This is a genomic window from Candidatus Njordibacter sp. Uisw_002, assembly GCF_047730155.1.
Classification (GTDB): Bacteria; Pseudomonadota; Gammaproteobacteria; order Pseudomonadales; family Balneatricaceae; genus Njordibacter.
The window spans coordinates 126,588-142,766 of record NZ_CP159832.1; the positions used below are offsets into that span (position 1 = coordinate 126,588).

Consider the following 16,179-nt stretch of genomic DNA (forward strand, 5'->3'; position numbering starts at 1 on the left):
TAGTTAATTTTTAGGAGTAATTATGTCTCACTATACGGCACCTTTTGCCGCCTTTTTTCTCACTTTTTGCATGGTAAATACACCCGCTTTAGCTACAGACACAGCCAAACCGGAACTTACAGTGTATACCTATGACTCATTTATCTCAGAATGGGGTATGGGCCCTCTGATTAAGCCTACCTTTGAAGCGGACTGTGGGTGCACATTAAATTTAGTGGGCATGGAAGATGCTGTTTCCATGTTGCAAAGACTTAAATTGGAAGGTGTATCCACTAAAGCTGATCTGGTTTTAGGGCTAGATTTAAACCTAGTGGATGATGCTAAAAATAGTGGCTTGTTTGCCACTCACAAAGTGAATACTACAGCACTAGAAATGCCTATTAATTGGCAAGATGATACTTTTGTGCCTTTTGATTATGGCTACTTTTCGTTTGTTTATAATACCCAACTGATGCCCAACCCGCCTAAGAGTTTGGATGAGTTAGTGAATGCTGGCCCAGAATTAAAAATAATCATTCAAGACCCACGTTCAAGCACGCCAGGCTTAGGTTTATTGTTGTGGATGAAGGCTGTTTATGGGGATGATTCTGATGCAGCTTGGGCTAAGTTGTCGGATAACATATTAACCACCACTAAAGGTTGGAGCGAAGCTTATTTTAGTTTGTTTTTAGCAGGTGAAGCGCCTATGGTATTAAGTTATAGCACGTCTCCAGCATACCACATGGCTGTAGAGGGCACAGACCAATACCAGGCGGCTGCATTTGAAGAGGGGCATTATCTGCAAGTAGAGGTAGCCGCTAAACTAAAGTCATCTAACAATGAATTGCTGGCTGATGAATTTCTTAATTTTATGGTCAGTGAAGATTTCCAAAAACACTTACCTTTAAGTAACGTGATGTATCCAGTAAACACCCCAAAAGATATGCCAGAAGCTTATAGCAAACTAATTGTGCCTAACAAAGTGCTGCAGCTAGACACCGCTGAAATTAATCAAAGCCGCAAGCAATGGGTAAGTGATTGGCTTAATGCGATGACTCAATAATTTAAGCACAATGACCTATTAAGTTGCCATTAGTGACTAAGCTAGTTACATGACCTTGTAGGCATTACTGCTGTTGTAGACTCAAAAAGCGCACTTTTTCTGGGCTTTTTGAGTATTACTAATGGATGCTATTTAAGCTAAGTCTACCAACCCTTCACTGCCTAATACACCAGTAATCATTTTTAAAAAAATGGCTAGAGCAATAAGTGCTATGCCAGCTTCAGTGAGTTTTTTATATTGCTTTGTTGATAATTAGCTTTTTCAAATCACTTGCACCACCTATCAAGATGCCTTTAACAAAAACTTGTGGATAGGTTGGCCAGCCACTCCACATTTTAATAGCTAAACGCTCTTGCCACATACTGCCATATCCACCAAATTCTAAATAAGTTACCTTTAAACCATGCTCCTCAAGTAACTTACGTGCTTTTTTAACAGCAGGATTTAGAGCCATACCAATCACTACGGCTTCATTATTTTCTACAGCATTAATGACTTGGTTCACCGTGTCACAATGATGCTGCGCCACATTAGTGCAAATGGCTGGGTGTACTTTGTTGCTGTTTAAGATTGGGCGACCTGTCATCTGTATAAATCTCTGGTGGTTAAAGGCCGGTATTATCTGCCTGATAAAGTGATTGCACAACTAATAAAAATATATATTATATTAGTTGTAAACGATGCATTTAATCGGACCAGAGCCACCTAGCTGTGGTTCGCGTGGGGTGTATTACTAAAGGCTAAATAAATGAGTAAACCTTTCTCTCAAGCTTGTGCTAATAACCAAACTATTATTTTGGATGTGTTAATACCCATTTTTGAGCATAAAAAATATGCTTTGGAAGTAGGTAGTGGCACAGGGCAGCATGGGGTTTTTTTTGCTCGAAACATGCCCCACTTAAGCTGGCAATTAAGTGATAGAGCGCAAAACCATGCAGGTATCAACCTGTGGGTTGATGACTTTCCATCACCTAATTTACTACCACCCATCTTACTAGATGTGCTGCAAGACCCTTGGCCCATATCTGCCTACGATGCCGTGTATTCGTCTAATACAGCCCATATAATGCCATGGGAAGCTGTGGTGGCTATGTTTTCTGGTATTGGAAAGTCACTTTTATCAGGTGGGATATTTTGTCTTTATGGCCCAATGAAGTATATGGGTGTTCTTGAAGCCCAAAGCAATGTTGCTTTTGATACGATGCTGCGCCAGCAAAATCCTTGTCAGGGTATTAGAGAATTTTGGAATATTAATCGTTTAGCCACGCAGGCTGGGCTAGAACTTATGCAAGATAATGCGATGCCTGCCAATAATCGATTAATTGTTTGGCAAAAAAATTGATCACTATTTAGGAAGGTTTTTGTTATGAATAAGCATTTTAGCATCGCTCAAAAAACGGGTTTAATGTTTAGGTATGATCAAGACTTGCCAGAAGACATGAACGCATGGATTCAATCTCAATTGCAGGCGGCTTCGCCTGCTTTAGGTTTGGCTACAAGCTACGCAAAAGTTGCACAGTGGCCTGATGAGCTGCAACCTGATTTATCCCGCCGTGCGTCTATGTGGCGGCGTTATCGTGATTTAAAAAAGCAGCAGCGCGAAGGAAAAAATGGCCAAGAGACTCAAGCTGCGCGCCAAGCTAATCGACATGAAAATTTAATGCGTGATATGGATGAACACAAATTTGTGCAGCGAAATGTTTATGGAGCAGACCAGGTAAAGCTTCGCTTCACTGCTTTTTGGGCCAATCATTTCACCATTGGTAATACCTTTGATACTGGACAAATGATTGGCCATGCTATCGATGAAGGCATTTTAGCCAAACTTAACGGTAGCTTTGCTGACTTGCTTTATGGCATGACCACTCACCCTGGAATGCTCACTTATTTGGATAATGTGTGGAGTGCTGGCGAGCGTTCAGAACAAGCTAAAGGTTGCGCCCGAAAACCTAATTGCCAAGCAGGTTTAAATGATAATCTAGGGCGCGAATTACTAGAGTTGCACACCGTTTCTGTGGCTGCAGGTTATACCGAAGACGATATTCATGCGGCGGCCAACGTCTTGGCAGGTTGGGGGATCGATTTTGGTGAAGAGTTGCCCCAGATGCGCAAAACTGCAGGGGGTACAAACCATTGGAATGCCTACAAAAAGCGCTGGGCGGAGCCTGGCAGCAAAAAAGTAATGGGCCAGAGTATCTATGCTGGCCGCAATGGGCTTCAGCAATTAACAGATTTTCTTGCAAGCCATGACGCTACCATTCACCATATATCCACTAAACTATGTCAGCACTTTGTGAGCGATAACCCTTCTACCTATGAAGTAGATGCGGTTAAATTGGTGTGGCGTGAAAGTAAGGGAGACTTACAAACCATCCACACTAAGGTACTCGAATTAGCTATTAATAGCCCTGAGGTTAAATTTATTTGGCCTATGACATGGCTGTTTCAGGTAGTACGGCTTTCTGGTGCAACTTATTTTAAAGGTTGGGAAAAGGTTCATGACTATGACGATAGGCTAATGAGCACTAAAAAGGTGTTTGAAGAGTTGGGCCAGTCGTTTTGGAGCTTACGCCAACCCAATGGTTACTCTGATGATAAAGATGAGTGGATGTCTGCAGAAATGTTTGAGCGGCGATTTCGGTTTGCTGATGCAATTTATAGAAATGGCAAGCCGCGTCAATCTGCGAATGAGATTATGGATAGGATAGGGGCTTCACAGCAAACTCGTGCTTTGGTGGCAAGTGTTGGCCCCTCAGGTAGAGATCGGTTCATCACGCTGATGTGTAGTCCAGAATTGATGGGGTTGGAATATGTCTAAATTAACCGTAGGTCGGCGTAATATCCTTAAAGCAGGTGCTGCATCACTTTTTCTTGCAGGTATGCCAGTGACAGGGTTTGCAAAAGCAAAACCGCCAGGCAGTATCTCTGTAATTATTTTAGAAGGCGGCATGGACGGCCTTGCTGCCATGCCCCCGATTGGCGACCCAGATTTAATGCGTATGCGCCAATCTGTCACTCCAGATAATTACTTGGCATTAAACGATTTCTTTGGGTTACATCCATCACTCAAGTTTTATGCACAATTGATGGCCAGTGGCCATGCTAGCGCGGTTCATGCGACCGCGTTTCCTTACACTAAACGCTCTCATTTTGAAGGTCAAAACCTTATTGAAGGTGGAGGTTTGTCACCCTTTAGTGAAAAAACGGGTTGGTTAGGGCGTGCGCTGGATTTGTCAGGTGTGGCTGGTAGGTCGTTGTCTTTGGACATGCCATTAATTTTGCGGGGATACCATGAAAACGATAATTTTTATCCTGCCAGCATTAGAGGCTCAAAGAAACCCAATGCCAACTTGTTAAACATGATTGCTATGGGTCATCACATGGATGCAGCACAACTGTTTACCAAGGTGGCCCGCAAAAGTGAAGATAATGTACAAGTGCCAAGAGATCCTGCTAGTTTAGCTAAATACGCAGGTCGTGCTATGGCCCAAGTGGATGGCCCGGTGGCTTCTGTAATTAGAGTGGGTGAGTTTGATTCTCACTCTAGCCAGACTGAAGATGGCAACACAAATGAAGGACGCTTGGCTCGGCAATTAAGCGTGGTTGACGATGTAATAGCAGGCTATAGGCGCGGTTTAGGAGAAGCTTGGGATGACGCCATTATTTTAACACTCACTGAATTTGGCCGCACTGTGGCAGTTAATGGAACCAAAGGCACAGACCATGGTTATGCTAGTGTGGGCCTGTTAGCAGGAGGCTCATTATCTAATAGTGGTGTTATCACAGATTGGCCTGGGTTAAGTAAAAAAGATCAGTTTGAAAAGCGAGACTTGATGGCTACTATTGATTATCGATCAGTGTGTGCTGCTTGCATAGAAAAGTCTTTAGGCCTTGATCATGATCTGATTGCTCAGCAAGTATTTCAGCAACCAGATCTGCCCCGTATGTTTGACCACTTATTTACTTAGTGCTGCTTTAAGGAGTTAATTTGTCCTCATTATCTTTTATTGGCCATTATTGCAAAGGAGTAGGCGCATTTTTTTGTAGTGCGCTGCTTGCCAGTTTGTTGTCTTTTCCTGTTTGGTCTGCCGATATGTCTGGTTGGAGTGATAAAACCTTATGTCGGTTAATGGCTTCTGCAAGTGGCAATGCCGACTATTTGGCGGAAGCCAAAAGGCGTAAGTTAGATTGTGATTCGGGTGTGAGCGCTGGCAAAAAGTCTAGTAAATCCATATCTAAGCAAGGGCTTTTGCCTAAAAATAAGGGTATTGTATTTTATCCACTGAAACTAGATCCAAAGGTTAAGCAGCAGCTTTTAGCTAACCCTATTGATAAAACAGCATTTGACTTTAACCCATATCAACTGGCTTCATTAGTGAATCCTATTAAGTGCCAATTTAACTTACGTAGAGTGCAGTATACAGACGATGTGAAGGGCAGGGTTGAACATTGGGACATGGCCAATGGCAACATGGTGCTGACTAATGATGGGGCCAAAATAAATGGTAATTGGCGTATGAAAGGCCTATCAAAAGATCCCAGTTATCTAAAACATGAAGTTAACCTGAAGCTAACTAAGGCCGGTCACTTAGTAGGGAAAATGGCATATTTCCATTTAATGGTAAGTGATGGTGAAGCGTTAGAAAACCCCGTATATGTAAAATTTACGCCCCATCAGCGCAGCAAACCACTTGATGTAAACAACCTTAACAAAGGTGAATTATGGGTAGATGTGGAAGACTGGGCAGGGGGTGTCTTATATCTAAAACGATGTAAAAATATATCTCCTAGTAGCTAAGCAGTGGGATGGTTAGGTGAGCTAGATATGTTTGCGCTTATGCAAAATAGGCTGTAATATTTTTACTTATCAAGATTTTTATATGGAACAGTTATGTTACGAATTTTATGCTTAATTACGCTGCTTGCCGGCAGCACTGTTGCTCAAGCACACGGGGATAATGATTCAGTTGTCCATCGCGCTTTTTGGTTTTCTGGTAACGGTACCCCTGTGTTAGATGGTTTTGGGGACTGCGTGCGTAATGGCTCGTGGGAAGCCTTAGGGGGCCCTAAGTGTAGCCTTGAAACTGCCGAATTAGAATTAGAAGTAGTAGAAGTCGCTCCAGCTGAGGCAGTGGTAATTGAAGAAACTGTGGCTAAAGTAGCGCCAGTGCCAAAACCTGAAGTAGTGGTAGAGCCTGAAGTAGTGGCAGAACCTGCAGTGTTGGTGAAACCTGAGGTAGTGGTAGAACCTGAGGTAGTGGTAGAAACAAGCACAGAATCTTTGATGGCCTCCCAACCTGAGGCTGCTGTAGTGACTTACAGTTATCCAGTAGAGCAGATTACTGCTAATGTGTATTTTGATTTTGACAAAAATAATTTACGCGTAGACCAACAAGAAAACATCGAGTTGGCCATGATAGATGCCAGCAAAGCTTACAAGATATTTAAAGTTAGCCTAGGTGGGCATACGGATAGTGTAGGCACAGATGAGTATAACTATGACTTGTCGCAAAGGCGTATTAATACCGTCGTCAACTATTTAAACTTACGAGGTGTAGAAGCCAACTCTACTATGGCCTGGGGTGAGCAACAGTTAGTGTTTAACGCTGACGGTAGTGAGAATGATGAGTTAAGCCGCCGTGTAGAATTGGTGTTCAAAGTACAACAAAAAGTCGCTAACTAGTAATAACTTTGGAGCTGCATACATTGCGGCTCCACACTAGCTCGCAATATACTGCCACTCTACCCATGGAAGCATTACACAGGTAAATCGCGACTATCGGCTATGGCTTCCATAGTGATGTAAGAGGTCACAGCTTCCAGCTCTAGCTTTCTAATCAGCCTTTGATAAACCTGATCAAAATCATTCATATCTTTGGCTACTACTTTAAGCATGTAGTCATAGTCACCTGCAATGCGGTAAAAGTCGATCACATTCTCCAACGCCAGTACCGTAGTGCGAAAATGCGCTAACCACTCTGCACTATGATGACGTGTGCGCACCATAACAAACACCGCCAAATTCAAGCCAATTTTGGTGTGTTCTAGGCGCAACGTTTGGCCAGTGATTACCCCCATTTCTTTAAGCCGTGCTAGTCGGCGCCAACAGGTGTTTTGTGAAATACCTATTAAGTCTGCAAGCTCGCGCTGTGACAGTGATGCGTCTTTCTGTAGGGCACGTATAATTGCTTTGTCGTTATTACTTAAATTATTATCAATTTTGTCGTTCATATGATCTTTTAATAGGCCTATGATGTTATCAGATGTGTGCATTAATCTACAACTATAGTGATAAAATTCTCAATTATCAAGTCACGTAATTGAGTGCAATTTATGCCTACTACTTCTGCCACCTGTTTGTTGGAAACCTTCCAAGAACAGTTTTTTCGTACCGACCTCACAGCCTATTTGTCCCAAGGTTTGATTGGCGAGGGAGTGAAAATACCCGGGATTAACGGCGTAAAAACACTGATTTATGCAGACTATGTAGCGTCTGGCCGCGCACTACAACAAGTAGAAGAGTTTATGCTTAATGAAGTGTTGCCCTATTATGCCAACAGCCACACAGAGGCGTCATTTTGCGGGCAGTTTATGACTCAGCTGCGCCAAAGCTCACGTGAAACTATCGCTCAAATCTGTGGTGCAGATAGTCGGCATGCTGTGGTCTTTACGGGTGCGGGTGCTACCGCGGGCCTTAATCGACTTGTCCATCTTTTGGGTGTGAATAAGCCAACTAAACAAGTGCCCCTAGTGATTACAGGCCCCTATGAACATCATTCAAACATCTTGCCTTGGCGTGAAAGTGGTGCGCAGGTCATCCAGCTACAAGAAGCTGTAGAAGGTGGTCCAGATTTAGTTCAATTAGAAGAGTTGCTTCAAACCAATAGCGCACGTTTAATTGTGGGTGCTTTTTCAGCAGCTTCTAACGTGACGGGTATTAAAGCAGATGTGTGTAAAATCACTAAACTGCTAAAGCTATATGAAGCCCTAAGTGTGTGGGACTATGCTGGTGGTGCTCCTTACATGAACATTGACATGGCAGCAGGTACAGACTTTGAAATTGATGCAGTGGTTATGTCTCCACATAAATTTATTGGAGGCCCTGGTGCATCTGGAGTGATGATTGTGCGCAAGGCCGCTGTCACAGCTACCACCCCCACTAACCCTGGAGGTGGAACGGTAAGTTTTGTATCGCCGTGGGAGCATCATTACTCAGAAAGTATTGTTGCCAGAGAAGAGGCAGGCACCCCTAATGTGGTGGGTGATATTCGTGCCGCCCTTTGTTTTATTGTTAAGGCAGCTATAGGCCAAGATTACTTTGATAAGCGTCTGGAAGAGTTACGTCTGCGGGCCATAAAAGTATGGGCACATAACCCCAACCTTACCCTATTGGGCAACCCCAATGCTCACAACCGCTTGCCCATTTTTTCATTCCAAATATATGACCCAGACACTACCAAGTTGGTACATCAGCAACTGATTACACGTATGTTATCTGATGTTTATGGTATTCAAGCTCGTGGTGGCTGTGCATGTGCTGGGCCTTATGCCCATCGCTTGTTAGATATTGATCAGGCCCGCTCAACAGTGCTTAAAGAGGCTATTTTACAAGGTGAAGAAATACACAAGCCAGGCTGGACTAGGCTGAGTTTTTCGGTACTTATGAGTGATGAAAAAGTGGATAAAATCATTCAGGCAGTAGACCAGCTAGCTAGCAATCCAAACCAGCACAGTGGTTCATATCAAGTAGATGAACCTAACGCACGTTTTGCATTGAGAAGCTGAGTTCAAACACACAAGTGTTGCCTTGCTTGTTTGAAGCTTTATTTTAACACTTCTCTAAATTTGGAGGCGCAGTGCTTTCACGAATAACCAAAGACACTGGCAGTATTGCGGTATGGTCGTGAATATCTTTATCTGGCGATTCAATTCGCTGCATCAACATGGACGCCGCGGTCTCACCAAGAAACAACCTGTCTTGGCGTATGGATGTGAGCGATGGGATGTATTGTTCTGAAAAATCAATGTCATCAAAGCCCATCACAGAGACGTGGTAAGGCACGTTGTAATCATGGCGAGACAATTCGGCAATGAATCCTAGGGCAAGTTGATCCGATGCGCAAAACACTGCAGTGGGGCGATCATCTAATGCGATCCAAGCCTGCGCTGCAATACAACCTGCGGCCAGTGAAAAATCGCCACTGATGATCCATTGAGATTTTAATTCAAGCTTAAGCGTTTTTAATTCACAAATAAATGCATCTTTTCGAGCCTGAGCAAGGACATTATTTTTAGGGCCAGTCACATGGCCGACCTTACGATGGCCCAAGCTATGTAAGTGCTTAACAGCTTTGCGTGTACCTTCCTCGTTTTCACTACGTACAGATGGGAAATTTGCTCCCTCGATCCATTCACAGGCGAACAAAATGAATTTGGCCTTTGAAGCTTTTTCCAAAGACTTGACCACCTCAGCATCCAACCCACCATCAAGGATAATCATGCCGTCAGCACGAGCGTCATCAAGGTAATCAACGAGTAGCTCACCACTTGTGTGCACTTGGTTAGTGCTGGCGATTAACATGGAGTATCCCTTGCTTGAAAGATAGCGAGAAATGCCTTCAAGAATGTTTGAAAAGAATGGATTAGCCAAATCTGGTAATAAAACCAATATTGAATGCGCACGTTGCGTGCGAAGGTTTCTTGCTGCTCGATTAATGCGATAGCCAGTTAATTTCACGGCGTCAAAAACACGATCTTTGGTTGATGTAGACACAATATTAGGGTGAGACAAGGTGCGTGAGACTGTTGCCGTTGAAACCCCTGCAGCGCGTGCAACATCTTGGATGGTTGAATTTTTCAGTGTCGTAACCTTATATGTAGCACATCTAATACAGGGTGGGCTTTCATTGTAATCGTTTACATAAACACTTGACAAGATTAGTGTTGATAAAGTTTAATGTAATCGATTGCATTATAAGTGATCAGAAAAATAACTGGCGAAAAGCCGCATTTTTGGAGTATAAACTCATGTCTAAAATATTGAAATCGCTACTAATTGGTAGCGCGCTTGCAGCCGCCCCTGCGTCTCAAGCAACTGAATTGGAAGTAACTCATTGGTGGACTTCTGGAGGCGAAGCCGCGGCTGTATCAAAGTTTGCGGATGCTTGGAATGCTACAGGCAATACATGGGTCGATGGAGCCATTGCTGGATCTGGTGGCACAGCTCGCCCAATCATTATATCGCGTATTCTTGGTGGTGACCCTATGGCAGCAACACAGCTAAACCATGGCCGTCAAGCTGAAGAGCTGATTGAAGCAGGATTATTGTTAGACCTAACTGACGTAGCAGAAGCGGGTAACTGGGCAAACATCGTTAACCCCAAAGCATTATTAGATTCATGTACCCTAGATGGCAAAATCTTCTGTGTACCTGTTAACATTCACTCTGGGCAGTGGATGTGGTTATCCCACGCTGCATATGAAAATGCAGGTCTTGATGTTCCCACTGATTGGAACGAATTTGTAGCTTCTGCTGGCAAACTTGAAGCAGCTGGAACATTGCCACTAGCGATGGGTCAACAAGGTTGGCAACAAAATCTAGCGTTTGGCGCAATCACCATAGCAGTTGCTGGCACTGAAGCTTGGCGTGAAGTGACAGTTAACAAGAATGCTGAAGTGGCAAAGGGTCCAGAATATAAGGCTGTATTTGAAGCCATGGTTAATGCACGCGAGCTTGCAGCTGGGTCTAACGTTCAAGACTGGAACCAAGCGACCAACATGGTTATCACAGGTTCTGCCGGTGCACAGTTGATGGGTGACTGGGCGCAAGGTGAATTTGCTGTTGCAGGTAAGGTTGAAGGCGTTGACTATTCTTGCTTACCAGGTCTAGGTTTGAATCAAATACTGGACACAGGTGGTGATGCTTTCTACTTCCCAGTAAATGATGACCCAGCCATTACAGCGGCTCAAAAAGAGCTAGCTGCTTTGCTAATTTCACCTGAAGTTCAGGTATCTTTCAACCTTGCTAAAGGTTCCTTGCCAGTGCGTGGTGACATTGATATGTCTTCTGCCAACGGTTGTATGCAGAAGGGTCTAGGCATCTTGGCCGGTGGTAACATTCTGCCTTCAGGTGACCAATCTTTGTCTGCTGATACGCAGACACAAATCGAAGACTTGATGGCACAGTTCTGGTCTGGTGACATGTCTGCTGCCGATGCACAGGCAGATTATGCTCAGCTAATCAAAAGCGCTGACTAAGTTGCTCCTTGGCCCGGTGGCGTCGCTGCTGGGCCATTCTCATTTCTCATATTTATAGCTGGAGCCTATACGATGGCTGTCACTACAGATTCTGTCATCAAGACTGCAAAACGACCTCGTCGTTTGTTTAAGAACCTGATGGCTAAGCTTGCATCGATCCCAATGATTTTAACCGCACTTGTGGTTTTTGTGGGCGGCACAGGCTGGACGATTTTATATTCTTTTACCGGTTCACGGATGCTACCCAAAACTAAATGGGTTGGACTTGATCAATACGAGCGCCTTTGGGACTCTGACCGTTGGATCATATCAATTACTAATCTTGGAGTTTATGGTGTTTGTTCCTTGGTTTTGACACTAGTGATTGGTTTTTGCCTGGCGGCTTGTCTTGATCGAAAAATTCGATTCGAAAGCGCCTTTCGTTCTATTTTTTTATACCCCTTCGCGCTTTCCTTTGTAGTCACAGGTTTAGCCTGGCAGTGGATTTTGAACCCTGATTTTGGTCTCCAAAGTGTGGTGCGTGGCTGGGGCTGGGAAAGCTTTGCATTTAACCCACTCAATGACGCTAACACAGTTATTTATGGCCTTTTGATTGCGGGGCTATGGCAGGGGACAGGGCTAATCATGTGTATCATGTTGGCCGGCCTTCGTGGCATTGATGAAGATATTTGGAAAGCAACCCGTGTTGATGGCATTGGCACAATCAAAACCTATCTTGTGGTTATCATACCTATGATGCGGCCTGTATTTATCACTGCCTTAGTGCTGATCGCCGCAGGCATTATTAAGCTTTATGATTTGGTCGTCGCACAAACGGGCGGAGGCCCAGGCCTAGCCTCTGAAGTACCCGCAAAATATGTCATTGAATATATGTTTCGTGCTCAAAACTTAGGCCAAGGTTTTGCGGCTTCTACAATGATGTTGTGCTCTGTTGTGATCGTTTTGATCCCATGGGCTTACCTAGAATTTGGAGGCCGTAAACGTGGCTAATATAACAACAAGTTTACTTGATGGACCTCGTGGCCCAAAGCCCAAAAAGGCCTTTTCACGTGCCAATATTATCCTTTATGGCACGTTAATTATGGTTTCTATGTACTACCTTCTACCCCTTTATGTGATGATTGTTACTTCATTAAAGGGTATGCCAGAAATTCGCATGGGTAATGTGTTTGGGCCTCCTATGGAGATCACCTTTGCACCTTGGGTTAAGGCGTGGTCAGAAGCTTGTACTGGAATTAATTGTGATGGATTGTCACGAGGTTTTGGTAATTCTGTGCGTATTCTGATCCCCTCGGTTTTACTGTCTATTACTATTGCATCCATCAATGGTTATGCATTGTCAAATTGGAAGTTCAAAGGCTCTGAAGTGTTCTTTAGCATTCTGATCATTGGTGCGTTTATCCCCTATCAAACCATGCTGTACCCGATTGTAATATTGCTTCGAGAGCTGGGGTTGATGGGCTCTATAGGGGGCTTAGTTTTGGTACACACCATTTTTGGCATGCCCATACTTACGCTATTGTTCCGTAACTATTTTGCATCGATACCTCAAGAACTGTTTAAGGCAGCCAGAGTGGATGGGGCAGGGTTTTGGCAGATTTATTTTCAGATTATGATTCCTATGGCATTGCCCATTTTCGTAGTGGCTATCATTTTGCAGGTCACAGGTATCTGGAACGACTTCCTGTTTGGGGTAATCTACACCAAACCTGAAACTTACCCGATGACGGTTCAACTGAACAACATCGTCAACTCAGTCCAAGGGATTAAAGAATATAACGTCAATATGGCAGCCACCTTGCTGACGGGCCTGGTTCCTTTAATTATTTACTTTGCGTCTGGCAAACTCTTTGTTCGCGGCATTGCCGCTGGCGCAGTCAAAGGCTAAATGACTCATGAATAACTCTGTAGAAATAAAAAATCTAGACCTGAATTTTGGTGCTGTAAAAGTACTTAAACAACTAAACTTAGATATAGTAGAAGGTGAATTTATCGTGCTTTTGGGTTCGTCTGGGTGTGGTAAATCTACCCTGTTGAACTGTATTGCTGGGCTTTTGGATGTGACCGATGGTCAAATATTCATCAAAGGCGAAAACGTCACATGGGCGGAGCCTTCTGATCGTGGCATCGGCATGGTGTTCCAATCGTATGCGCTCTATCCACAGATGACCGTGCGTGGGAACCTGAGCTTTGGATTAAAGAATGCCAAGGTGCCAAAGCCTGAAATAGCAAAGCGCATAGCGTGGGCAGCTGAAGTGTTGCAGATTGAATCACTTTTAGATCGTAAGCCTGGTGCATTGTCAGGTGGACAGCGCCAGCGAGTTGCGATTGGCCGCGCGTTGGTGCGTGATGTGGATGTGTTTTTGTTTGATGAGCCCTTGTCCAACCTCGATGCAAAACTACGTACCGACCTTCGGGTGGAATTAAAGCGCCTTCACCATAAACTTAAAAATACCATGATCTATGTAACCCATGATCAGGTCGAAGCCATGACGCTTGCCGATCGAATTTCAATCATGAAAGATGGTCTAATAGAACAGTTGGATACGCCAGAAGTTATTTACGCAAAACCGTGTAACAAATACGTTGCAGACTTTATTGGGTCACCCGCAATGAACCTCTTTAAAGGCCATATAAGAGGCACACAATTCTCTTGTGATGGGTTTGAAGTGGACGTTACAGGCTACGAATTTGATAATAATGACCAACAAGATGGATCAGTATGGCTTGGTATTCGGCCAGAACACATGCTCACAGGTGATGCTGCGGACAAAGCGTCTTTTAGTAGCTCCATCGTGGTTGATATTGTTGAGCCCATGGGCTCTGATACTTTAGTTTGGGTTAACTTTGCTGGTCAATCTGTGCGTGTGAGAACTGAAGGTTTAGCGGTCATTAAAGCAGGTGACACGCTTAAAATTGGTTTTGATGCAGCTCGAATACATTTATTTGATATGAACTCTGAAGTTCGTCTCTAATTGAACTGGAAAAAAATTATGACTTTATCTATTCAACTTTATTCAATGCGTGATTATGAAGACCAAATTGGTCTCTTGGATGAATTGGCTGCGATTGGAATGACACAAGTGGAAGGTTATGGCGGAGTGTATGGCGACCCTCTTGCCTACCGCGCAGCGATGGACGCTAATGGCATTTCTATGCCCTCTGGGCATATGGGATTAAACGACATTGAGGATGACTTTGAAGCCACATTGGGCGTTGCTAAAACACTGGGGATAGGCTTTATTGTCGCACCTTATTTAGAAGAGCAAGATCGCCCTGGCACAAGTGTTGGATATACCAGGCTAGCACACCGTCTAAATGCAGCAGCAAAAAAATACGCCAAACACGGCATTTTATTTGGTTGGCATAATCACGATTTTGAATTTGTGGCTCTTGCAGATGGCGGTATTCCCATGGATATTATTTTAGAACAAGCCCCTGATATTAAATGGGAGGCTGATCTAGCTTGGGTTGCGCGCGGCGCAAGTGATCCTTTGCAATATATCCAACGTTATGGAAGCCGTTTGGCTGCCATTCACGTAAAAGATATCGCCCCTGTTGGTAAAAATTTAGACGAGGATGGCTGGGCTGATTTGGGTGCAGGCACGTTGGATTGGGCTGCACTTTTGCAAGCCTGTCGCAGCCAATCTAACCATTTACTCTATGCGCTGGAGCACGATAAACCTAAGGATCCATTAGGTTATGCAACTCGCTCGGTGGTTGCTTTTGAAAAATTATGGGATAACACACATGACTAAGCTATTAGGTGTGGGTATTATTGGATGTGGGAACATTTCGGCCGCCTATCTGCAGTTGGCGCCTATGTTTAAAGGTTATAAAATTTTGTCTGTGGCAGACATCAACATGGATAATGCCAACGCCAAAGCCAAAGAATTTGGCGTGCGTGCTCAGACAGTGGAGCAGCTATTGCAGGCCAGTGATATTGATCTGGTGATCAATTTGACAATACCTGCTGCGCACCTTGAGGTTTCCCGAAAGATTTTAGAGGCGGGCAAACACGTTTATTCTGAAAAACCATTTGTGCTTAGCCTTGCTGAAGCACAAGAGCTCGGCGCGGTGGCCAAAGCCAATGATGTGCGCATCGGATCTGCTCCAGATACGTTTATGGGGGCTAGTCATCAGCTTGCACGTAATCTTGTAGATAATGGTGTGATTGGAGACATTACCTCAGGTACAGCCGTGGTGATGTCATCGGGAATGGAAGATTGGCACCCTAACCCAGACTTTTTCTTCCTTAATGGAGGGGGCCCAATTCTAGACCTTGGGCCTTACTACATCTGCACCCTAGTGCAGATTCTTGGGCCTGTAACGAAGGTGGCCAGTTTTACAAATTCAGCAACTAAGACACGCACTATCGCCAATGGCCCGCGCAACGGTGAAATCATTCCGGTGGAAACACCCACCACCATTCATTCGGTGCTGTATTTTGAAAATGGTGCAATTATTACATTACTTGCCAGCTGGGATGTTTGGGCTACTGCACATCCCATTATGGAACTCTATGGCTCTAAAGGAACAATGAGCGTGCCTGATCCAAACTTCTTTGGCGGCATCGTAACGATCACCGAGCAAGCCAATGACCCAGTTGAAAAAACATGGGATCATCCCTTTGCCATACCAAATTTTGAAGACACTAAAGCCAATTATCGTGGCGCTGGCTTGGCTGATATGGCGTTATCGATCAGTGCGAATACCCCCCACCGTTGCAATGAAGCCTTTGCCACTCACGTTGTTGAAGTGATGACGGCTGTATTGGAAGCAGGGCAAACACAAGAAGTAATGACAATGACAACCACCTGCCAGCGCCCAGAAGCATTGGGTCCAGACCAAGCAAGAGCTTTACTGGTGTAATCGATATA

16 protein-coding genes are annotated in these 16,179 nt (G+C 44.2%); 13 read left to right on the forward strand and 3 right to left on the reverse strand.

The window, feature by feature from the left end; translation table 11 throughout:
• Positions 1-22 precede the first annotated feature (22 nt).
• Positions 23-1,042 (forward strand): thiamine ABC transporter substrate binding subunit, encoded by a 1,020-nt coding sequence (gene thiB, locus ABXT42_RS00625; RefSeq protein WP_443628449.1) that lies wholly within the window; start codon positions 23-25, stop codon positions 1,040-1,042.
• 232 nt (positions 1,043-1,274) lie between these two features.
• On the opposite strand, the gene ABXT42_RS00630 is transcribed toward thiB, so the two are convergent.
• Complete coding sequence (locus ABXT42_RS00630; protein ID WP_443628450.1) at positions 1,275-1,628, reverse strand: glutaredoxin; 354 nt, start codon at positions 1,626-1,628, stop codon at positions 1,275-1,277.
• 162 nt (positions 1,629-1,790) lie between these two features.
• Between ABXT42_RS00630 and ABXT42_RS00635 the strand changes: the two genes are divergently transcribed.
• The 5 genes from ABXT42_RS00635 to ABXT42_RS00655 all read left to right on the forward strand — a co-directional run bounded on the left by ABXT42_RS00635 (position 1,791) and on the right by ABXT42_RS00655 (position 6,725).
• Complete coding sequence (locus ABXT42_RS00635) at positions 1,791-2,384, forward strand: DUF938 domain-containing protein (protein ID WP_443628451.1); 594 nt, start codon at positions 1,791-1,793, stop codon at positions 2,382-2,384.
• A 24-nt stretch (positions 2,385-2,408) separates the two neighbouring features.
• Positions 2,409-3,860, forward strand: a complete 1,452-nt coding sequence (locus ABXT42_RS00640) for a DUF1800 family protein (RefSeq protein ID WP_443628452.1) — start codon at positions 2,409-2,411, stop codon at positions 3,858-3,860.
• Positions 3,853-5,010, forward strand: coding sequence for a DUF1501 domain-containing protein (locus ABXT42_RS00645; RefSeq protein WP_443628453.1), 1,158 nt, complete (start codon positions 3,853-3,855; stop codon positions 5,008-5,010). Before ABXT42_RS00640 ends, ABXT42_RS00645 begins: the two co-directional genes overlap by 8 nt.
• Positions 5,011-5,030: 20 nt before the next feature.
• The gene (locus tag ABXT42_RS00650; protein WP_443628454.1) at positions 5,031-5,840 is read left to right on the forward strand and encodes a hypothetical protein; all 810 of its coding nucleotides are present in this window, start codon (positions 5,031-5,033) and stop codon (positions 5,838-5,840) included.
• Positions 5,841-5,933: 93 nt separating this feature from the next.
• Positions 5,934-6,725 (forward strand): OmpA family protein, encoded by a 792-nt coding sequence (locus tag ABXT42_RS00655; RefSeq protein ID WP_443628455.1) that lies wholly within the window; start codon positions 5,934-5,936, stop codon positions 6,723-6,725.
• 74 nt (positions 6,726-6,799) lie between these two features.
• Here the strand turns inward: ABXT42_RS00655 and ABXT42_RS00660 are convergent, their stop codons facing one another.
• Positions 6,800-7,315 carry an Lrp/AsnC family transcriptional regulator gene (locus ABXT42_RS00660; protein WP_443628456.1) on the reverse strand — a complete coding sequence of 172 codons (516 nt, stop codon included), beginning with the start codon at positions 7,313-7,315 and terminating at the stop codon, positions 6,800-6,802.
• A 60-nt stretch (positions 7,316-7,375) separates the two neighbouring features.
• Here ABXT42_RS00660 and ABXT42_RS00665 point away from each other — a divergent pair, with 60 nt between their 5' ends.
• Complete coding sequence (locus ABXT42_RS00665) at positions 7,376-8,827, forward strand: aminotransferase class V-fold PLP-dependent enzyme (protein WP_443628457.1); 1,452 nt, start codon at positions 7,376-7,378, stop codon at positions 8,825-8,827.
• A 43-nt stretch (positions 8,828-8,870) separates the two neighbouring features.
• Here the strand turns inward: ABXT42_RS00665 and ABXT42_RS00670 are convergent, their stop codons facing one another.
• Positions 8,871-9,833 carry a LacI family DNA-binding transcriptional regulator gene (locus tag ABXT42_RS00670; protein ID WP_443628458.1) on the reverse strand — a complete coding sequence of 321 codons (963 nt, stop codon included), beginning with the start codon at positions 9,831-9,833 and terminating at the stop codon, positions 8,871-8,873.
• A 236-nt stretch (positions 9,834-10,069) separates the two neighbouring features.
• Here ABXT42_RS00670 and ABXT42_RS00675 point away from each other — a divergent pair, with 236 nt between their 5' ends.
• The 6 genes from ABXT42_RS00675 (at position 10,070) to ABXT42_RS00700 (ending at position 16,171) form a co-directional block, all read left to right on the forward strand.
• Positions 10,070-11,299, forward strand: coding sequence for an ABC transporter substrate-binding protein (locus tag ABXT42_RS00675; protein WP_443628459.1), 1,230 nt, complete (start codon positions 10,070-10,072; stop codon positions 11,297-11,299).
• A gap of 72 nt (positions 11,300-11,371) precedes the next feature.
• Positions 11,372-12,289 (forward strand): carbohydrate ABC transporter permease, encoded by a 918-nt coding sequence (locus tag ABXT42_RS00680; protein ID WP_443628460.1) that lies wholly within the window; start codon positions 11,372-11,374, stop codon positions 12,287-12,289.
• The gene (locus ABXT42_RS00685; RefSeq protein ID WP_443628461.1) at positions 12,282-13,187 is read left to right on the forward strand and encodes a carbohydrate ABC transporter permease; all 906 of its coding nucleotides are present in this window, start codon (positions 12,282-12,284) and stop codon (positions 13,185-13,187) included. The genes ABXT42_RS00680 and ABXT42_RS00685 overlap by 8 nt, the downstream gene beginning before the upstream one ends.
• A 7-nt stretch (positions 13,188-13,194) precedes the next feature.
• Complete coding sequence (locus ABXT42_RS00690; RefSeq protein ID WP_443628462.1) at positions 13,195-14,274, forward strand: ABC transporter ATP-binding protein; 1,080 nt, start codon at positions 13,195-13,197, stop codon at positions 14,272-14,274.
• Positions 14,275-14,292: 18 nt separating this feature from the next.
• Complete coding sequence (locus tag ABXT42_RS00695; RefSeq protein ID WP_443628463.1) at positions 14,293-15,057, forward strand: sugar phosphate isomerase/epimerase family protein; 765 nt, start codon at positions 14,293-14,295, stop codon at positions 15,055-15,057.
• Entirely contained in the window at positions 15,050-16,171 is a 1,122-nt protein-coding gene (locus tag ABXT42_RS00700) for a Gfo/Idh/MocA family protein (RefSeq protein WP_443628464.1), read from the forward strand. The genes ABXT42_RS00695 and ABXT42_RS00700 overlap by 8 nt, the downstream gene beginning before the upstream one ends.
• The last annotated feature ends 8 nt before the right edge of the window (positions 16,172-16,179 follow it).

Excerpts from the sequence above, each read along its gene's own strand:
- ABXT42_RS00675 (WP_443628459.1), top strand. The coding sequence starts at position 10,070 with ATGTCTAAAATATTGAAATCGCTACTAATTGGTAGCGCGCTTGCAGCC.
- ABXT42_RS00655 (WP_443628455.1), top strand. The coding sequence starts at position 5,934 with ATGTTACGAATTTTATGCTTAATTACGCTGCTTGCCGGCAGCACTGTT.
- ABXT42_RS00680 (WP_443628460.1), top strand. The coding sequence starts at position 11,372 with ATGGCTGTCACTACAGATTCTGTCATCAAGACTGCAAAACGACCTCGT.
- ABXT42_RS00645 (WP_443628453.1), top strand. The coding sequence starts at position 3,853 with ATGTCTAAATTAACCGTAGGTCGGCGTAATATCCTTAAAGCAGGTGCT.
- ABXT42_RS00635 (WP_443628451.1), top strand. The coding sequence starts at position 1,791 with ATGAGTAAACCTTTCTCTCAAGCTTGTGCTAATAACCAAACTATTATT.
- ABXT42_RS00660 (WP_443628456.1), bottom strand. The coding sequence starts at position 7,315 with ATGCACACATCTGATAACATCATAGGCCTATTAAAAGATCATATGAAC.
- ABXT42_RS00690 (WP_443628462.1), top strand. The coding sequence starts at position 13,195 with ATGAATAACTCTGTAGAAATAAAAAATCTAGACCTGAATTTTGGTGCT.
- ABXT42_RS00695 (WP_443628463.1), top strand. The coding sequence starts at position 14,293 with ATGACTTTATCTATTCAACTTTATTCAATGCGTGATTATGAAGACCAA.
- ABXT42_RS00640 (WP_443628452.1), top strand. The coding sequence starts at position 2,409 with ATGAATAAGCATTTTAGCATCGCTCAAAAAACGGGTTTAATGTTTAGG.
- ABXT42_RS00630 (WP_443628450.1), bottom strand. The coding sequence starts at position 1,628 with ATGACAGGTCGCCCAATCTTAAACAGCAACAAAGTACACCCAGCCATT.
- thiB (WP_443628449.1), top strand. The coding sequence starts at position 23 with ATGTCTCACTATACGGCACCTTTTGCCGCCTTTTTTCTCACTTTTTGC.
- ABXT42_RS00665 (WP_443628457.1), top strand. The coding sequence starts at position 7,376 with ATGCCTACTACTTCTGCCACCTGTTTGTTGGAAACCTTCCAAGAACAG.
- ABXT42_RS00700 (WP_443628464.1), top strand. The coding sequence starts at position 15,050 with ATGACTAAGCTATTAGGTGTGGGTATTATTGGATGTGGGAACATTTCG.